Annotated in this window: 7 protein-coding genes; 4 read left to right on the top strand and 3 right to left on the bottom strand. The window is 62.7% G+C overall.

Annotated elements, in window-relative coordinates:
* Positions 1 to 1742, bottom strand: a 1742-nt coding sequence (locus tag AC3LCN_RS05735) for a sodium/proton-translocating pyrophosphatase (RefSeq protein WP_488649110.1), incomplete at its 3' end; no start/stop codon positions are given.
* A 190-nt stretch (positions 1743 to 1932) separates the two neighbouring features.
* On the opposite strand from AC3LCN_RS05735, the gene lepB reads away from it, so the two are divergent.
* The 3 genes from lepB to AC3LCN_RS05720 are packed head-to-tail and all read left to right on the top strand — an operon-like array spanning position 1933 to position 4682.
* Positions 1933 to 2499: a signal peptidase I gene (gene lepB, locus AC3LCN_RS05730; protein WP_488649109.1), complete on the top strand. Its 567-nt coding sequence runs from the start codon at positions 1933 to 1935 to the stop codon at positions 2497 to 2499.
* Positions 2500 to 3108, top strand: a complete 609-nt coding sequence (locus tag AC3LCN_RS05725) for a hypothetical protein (RefSeq protein WP_488649108.1) — start codon at positions 2500 to 2502, stop codon at positions 3106 to 3108.
* Positions 3105 to 4682, top strand: coding sequence for a proton-conducting transporter transmembrane domain-containing protein (locus AC3LCN_RS05720; RefSeq protein WP_488649107.1), 1578 nt, complete (start codon positions 3105 to 3107; stop codon positions 4680 to 4682). Before AC3LCN_RS05725 ends, AC3LCN_RS05720 begins: the two co-directional genes overlap by 4 nt.
* A gap of 20 nt (positions 4683 to 4702) precedes the next feature.
* On the opposite strand, the gene ndk is transcribed toward AC3LCN_RS05720, so the two are convergent.
* Positions 4703 to 5170, bottom strand: a complete 468-nt coding sequence (gene ndk, locus AC3LCN_RS05715) for a nucleoside-diphosphate kinase (protein ID WP_488649106.1) — start codon at positions 5168 to 5170, stop codon at positions 4703 to 4705.
* Between the two features lie 9 nt (positions 5171 to 5179).
* Positions 5180 to 5650 carry a hypothetical protein gene (locus AC3LCN_RS05710; RefSeq protein WP_488649105.1) on the bottom strand — a complete coding sequence of 157 codons (471 nt, stop codon included), beginning with the start codon at positions 5648 to 5650 and terminating at the stop codon, positions 5180 to 5182.
* 66 nt (positions 5651 to 5716) lie between these two features.
* Here AC3LCN_RS05710 and AC3LCN_RS05705 point away from each other — a divergent pair.
* The coding region (locus AC3LCN_RS05705; protein ID WP_488649104.1) for a type III pantothenate kinase at positions 5717 to 6051 on the top strand (335 nt) is incomplete at its 3' end.

Here is a 6051-nt window from a genome sequence, read left to right as displayed (position 1 = left end):
TCCACGATGATCGCCTGCGCCGTTCGCCCAACGGCGCGAATGGCGAGCGAGCTGAAGAAGTACGCGAGCATCGCACCGATGAAGGCGCCAATGAAGACGTTCACGTGCGCCAAGTTGACCGACTCGATGAGCGGCTTGCCAGCACGCTCAAGAATGAGGTTCACCTTGTCGAGATAGGCCGAGAAGAGGAGGAAGGCGGCGAGCGATGCCGAGGCGATCGCATACCCCTTGGTCAGCGCCTTGGTCGTGTTGCCGACAGCATCGAGCTTGTCGGTTACGGCGCGCACCTTCTCTGGGGCGCGGCTGAACTCAGCAATACCACCAGCGTTGTCGGTGATCGGTCCGAACGTGTCCATCGCCAAGATATAGGCGGTGGTCATGAGCATGCCGACCGTTGCGACGGCGGTGCCGAAGATGCCGAACTTCTCAAGCGCCATCCCCGAAAGGCCAGCAGCAAGTCCAGCCTGGGTGCCGAGCCAGTTCGAGGCGAAGATCGCCGCCGAAATGGAGACTGCAGTCACCAGCGTGGTCTCAAAGCCAACGGCGGTACCGGCGATGATGTTTGTCCCTGCACCCGTGCGGCTCGCCTCTGCGATCTCGCGAACCGGTCGGTACGAGCCGGCCGTATAGAATTGGGTGATATAGACGAACGCAACGCTGGTGGCGAGGCCGACGACACCAGCGCCGAAGAACCAGAGCCAGGCGTTGGAGCTACCGGCGTTCAACATCACCGCGCAGGCGAGTGCGAGACCCGCTGCGGAGAAGATGGTGGTTGCCCAGTAGCCGCGATTCAGGATGTTCATTGGATTCTCTTTGTCGTTGCCGCGCACGAAAGCCATCGCCAAGATCGTGCTGAGCAGCCCGAAGGCGTGCACGACGAGAGGGAAGAAGATCCATGACTCTGGGTGTGCCCAGCCCATGGACTCCGCGATCTTGAAGGCACCAACGCCCAAGATCATCGCGCCGATGTTTTCGGCGGCGGTCGATTCGAAGAGGTCGGCGCCACGGCCGGCGCAGTCGCCAACGTTGTCACCAACGAGGTCGGCGATCACGCCTGCATTGCGAGGGTCATCCTCTGGGATTCCCTTCTCAACTTTGCCGACAAGGTCGGAGCCAACGTCTGCGGCCTTGGTATAGATACCGCCACCGAGCTGGGCGAAGAGCGCAACGAACGATGCGCCAAAGCCGTAGCCGACGATCAGGAACGGCGCCTCTGCTGGGCGCTCGAGTCCACCGAAGAAGACGAAGACGGCGTAGACGCCAAGCAGCGAGAGTGCCGCAACCAGGAAGCCGGAGACGGCTCCACCGCGCATGGCAACCTGCACCGCCTTGACGACGCCCTGGCGGGCGGCGGCGGTGGTGCGAAGATTTGCCTTCACGCTGACGTACATGCCGATGACGCCCGAAACCATGGAGCAGGCGGCGCCAAAGATGAAGGCGATTCCCGTTCGAATGCCGAGGTCTGCCCCGTAGACAGGGGTATCGGCAACAGCAGCTGTCTCAAAGTTAGCGATGAGCACGCCGATCAGGATGGCCATCGCCACGGAAAGAACACCGATCGTGATGTACTGCCGTCGCATGAACGCGACGGCTCCTTCGAAGATCATGCCCGCAACGTCTTGCATGGCGGTTGTCCCCTTGTCGCGGCTCACAACATCGTTGGCCATCCACAAGGCGAACAGGATTGCGATGATTGCTGCTGGGAGCACGAGCCCCTGCAACATGAGTGATGTGATTTCCATATTCGTATCTCCTCCGATGCGTCCAGTCCGTCGCGTGGCCGCGGTGCCGTGCACCGCGCTTCGGGTCGGGCGTCTGTCGGGCTGCAGGTCGCAAGTGCGACCCGCCAGGATGGGCTCCTGGTGAGGTGATGGTACGGGGAGGCCCCGCCGTGGGTCAACCTCTCGCCCTCCCCCACCTATACTCAGCGGCATGCGACTCGGAAAACTTGCCCTAGAGATCGTGCAGACCGTGGCGCTGACCATCATCGCCTTCTATCTCCTGCAGACCTTCGTGGCGCAGCCCTTCCGAGTTGAGCAGGGCTCCATGCGCCAATCCCTTGAGCCGGGCCAGTACGTGCTTGCCGATAAGCTCACCGCGGCGCTGACCGGGTACCACCGAGGAGACATCGTGATCTTCCGACCCCCCAGCACCTGGCCTGGTGACGCATCAGGGACCCCATATATCAAGCGCGTCATTGGCCTTCCGGGAGAGACCATCGACATTGCAGACAGCATCGTCAGCATCGATGGGGTGCCAGTCGACGAGCCCTACGTCTACCGTGATGGGGGCGCTGATGGGGTTGGCGAAACGGGCCATTGGGTTCTCGGGCCAGGTGAACTCCTCGTCTTCGGCGATCACCGCTCGAACTCCTCCGATTCGCGTGCCTACGGCCCAATCCCCATAGCAAACGTGATCGGACGGGCGATCTTGCGCTACTTTCCGATAAACCTGCTCACCATCATCACTCCGCCAACCTATCGACAGGCAGCACCCTAGATGCCTGGCCTAGAGCTGCTTCTCGTCCTCATCGCCATACTTTCTGGAACGCTGGCCGTCACCAGCGCCAGTCGGGGCGCATGGTTCGCCATCGCCATCCTGGCGCTGAGCTCGAGTGCGCTCGAGTTCTCGATCGGGGATCCGAACCGTATCGGCCTAATCCTGCGCCTTTCCGCCATCGGCATCGGCCTCGTTGCCGCAGTCCCTGAGAACCTCTTTGAGCGAGAGGCCCTGCGTCGCGATCTCGCCATGAGCACCTTGGTGCTCACCCTGCGTGAGCACCCTGTCGTCGTCGCCAGCGCGTTGGCTGGCCTCCTGCTTGGACTCGTGCCGCTGGCACTACCTATTGAATCAAGTAGCGATGCGCTTCGAGCATCTGGTATCGCTCTCCTTGTTGTGGGCCTGCCGCCGCTCCTTACGAGTCGCTTCATTGAGGCAACGACGCGCGCGGCCGTCGTCACCCTTGCGGGCACCATGCTCCTGCGCACCTCAATCTTTGGGGCAATTGATCCACTCGGCGCGCTGGCAATTGGCGCTGGCTTCATCTGTATATTGGTAGTTGGTGGGAGTGTTGCAACACGCATCTCGAATGCGGAGGAGGAGCGATGACCGAAGAGGTCATCCTGACGGCGATCCGCGCGCTCTTTCCCGTTCTGACGGCGCTAACCTCCCTTGCCCTGGTTCCACTCATTCAACTCTGGCGCGGATCGAAACGCGATGACGCTGCGACCTACGCAACGCTCGGCGTACAGTTCCTGCTGCTAGGAACCTCTGTTGGTGCAGCGCTCGCTGGCGCCGGCTATCTCTCAACGCTCAGGATTGGCCAGATCACCATCGACCCTTCCGAGCCGGGTCGCCTGCTGGTGCTACTGGGCGGCATCGTCTTCGCCGTCATTGTCGGCGCTGGCGAGGGTCGTCGAGCAGGCACCATGGGACAGATTGCCCTCTTCGGTATCGCCGCGATTGACCTGGCACTAGCGATTCCATCCGGCATCGCGCCGATTGCGCTCCTCCTCTTCGCCAGCTTGAGTATCTCTGGCGCAGCGGCGAGCGGCAAGGATGATGTGGGCCGTGCACGTGCCGTCTTCCGCGACCTTCGAACCGTCTCGCTACTGCTCCCTGCAGTTGTGGTTGCGGAGATCCTGCGCACCGCGATCTCATATGCCGCGGTTGACGCCTCCTATGCGACGCCCGCATCGCTCGCCGCAGGGACGGCGCTCGGCGTCTCCATCGTTCTCATCGTGGCCGCGGGGGTCTTCCCCTTTCATGGCCGACTGATCAAGATCTTTGAGTCGCTCCCGATCGTGGGCTCGCTCCTTGTTGCAGTCTGGATCCCCTCGGCACTCGCCCTGATTGTGATGGGTGAGCTCTCAGCGCTCTCAAGCAGCATCACCGATCCCCTTGGCGGTGCGATCGTGCCCGGCATCCTGCTCGTTGGGGCAGCAACGCTCGTCTTCGGGGCCATCTCTGCCCTGCTGCACGATGATATCGGTGAGATCGTTGGGTTCATCGCCGTGGGTAACGCTGGATGGTTGGCGCTCGCCGCGGCAGCGGCCCTACAGTCACCGACCGACACCTCGTCACGCCTCATCGTGCTTCCCGGAATGTTGACGACCTCGCTCTTCGGCCTCTGGCTCGTGAGTGTGCGACGGCGATATGGAACTACCTCGATTCGTGAACTTGGTGGATGGGCGCGCCGCACTGGTGCAAATGGGATTGCGTTGACCGCCGCGATCGTTGCGCTGGCTGCGCTACCGCCCGGTGTGGTGCTGGCAGCTCGGCTAAACCTTCTGCTGCTCGGTGGCAACCCGCTCATCGCACTCTTCGCGGTGATCGGTCAACTGATGTTGGTCGTTGCCGCGGCTCGACTGCTCCTTATTGGAATTACGCCGCAGAGTCAGACCGTGCATGAAGCGGAAACCCGGCCTTTCGCCAACATCATCACCTTCTCGCTCGTTGCTGGATCGCTCTTCGTTGCGGCAGCGGCAGCTGGCTGGCTTGCCCTTGAGTCGGGTGGAACCGGCGCGCTCCCTCCAGCTCCGAGCGTGTCGCCAGGAGCAAGCTTTGGACCGGCGCCGACCGGTGAGCCGAGCGTTGAGCCAACGCCGAGCGCAACGGCATCACCAGAGGTATCACCAAGTGTGAGCCCGTCAGGTAGTGGGGAGATCTCGCCAGCGCCGTAGCGACCATCGGTCGCGGGGAGCTACTCCTCGTCGGAGAGGATCCAAGCGTCGGTGGCGCGAGTGTATTCAACAAGACCACCCTCTGGGAACCAGAGTGCAATCTCTGCCGCGGCCGTCTCTGGGGCATCAGATGCGTGAATCAGATTCTTTGCGGTCTCAAGTGCGAAGTCGCCGCGAATCGTTCCGGGGGCTGACTCGTGCGGCTTCGTTGCGCCGACCATCGAACGAACCACGGCAATGGCGTTCGGCCCTTCAAGGACCATCGCCACAACGGGACCCGACGAGATGAATTCCACGAGGCCCTTGAAGAAGGGGCGCTGTGAGTGCACGGCGTAGTGGGTCTCGGCGAGCTTCGCGCTGACTGGAGCGATCTTCAGGGCGACAATCTTTAGGCCGCGCTCTTCGAATCGCGTGATCACTCGACCAGCAAGCTGGCGCTGTACTCCGTCTGGCTTGACAAGGACAAGGGTGCGCTGACTGATGCTCATAACGGCAGGTTAGCCGATCTCGCTGGAGCGCGGTGTATCGTCGCTCGCCGTTGGCCAAGCCCCCGTTGGAAGTTCGATCTGCACATAATGCTCGCCGCGATACTCCAACCAGCTCTTCACGGGTGCGGCATCTGGAATCTGCGTGCCGGCCTGGTACTCAATCTCTACCGCATCGGCGCCGGAGCGCAGCACGTAGCGAAGGTTCCCTGGCTCACTTAGATCAAACTCGATGCTCTCGAAGGCGTCGACATTGATGGTGATGGTGAGCGGGGTAAAGATTGAGGAGACCTCGGGGTCGTCGCCCAAGACCTCCTCGACCCAGCCGTGACCACGCACGATCTGCTCGCCATCGCGGAGGTGGCGGTAGGAGACCGTCTGGTGCAGGAGGGGGCGGAGGATATTCGCCTTATCGGCGCGCTGCACCACGAGGCCTCGATTAACGAAGAGGCCGGGGGCGCGGTCGTGCTGTTCGTGATCCATGAGGGAGAGAGCCTACCGCAGAGCGGCTCCCCGCCGCACCCACGCCGCCCGCCCTATCATTGAGTGGTGCGCTACGCCGTTGATCTCGGGAATAGTGCGGCGAAGGCCGCCCTGCTTGGCGGTGCCGTGGTGCGCCTCCCCGCCCCTACTGATCCCCGCGACGCCGTCGCCTGGGGTGGCGTTGCCGCCGAGCTGATCGCGGCGATCCGTGCCGATGCGCAGCGCGCAGGTGAAGCGGCAAACCTCCGCGTAGCGAGCGTGGTGCCAGCCGGTGCCGAGGCGCTCCGCGCCGTTGCGAAGAGCGCGGATCTCTCCATCGAGTTCGTAAGCGCGGCCGATGTTCCGCTCGAGCTGGCACTCACCCCACCAGCCCAGATCGGCATCGACCGTCTCCTTGCCGC

Source organism: Candidatus Limnocylindrus sp. (assembly GCF_040397215.1).
Taxonomy (GTDB): domain Bacteria; phylum Chloroflexota; class Limnocylindria; order Limnocylindrales; family Limnocylindraceae; genus Limnocylindrus.
This window is presented reverse-complemented; position numbering and strand designations above follow the sequence as displayed.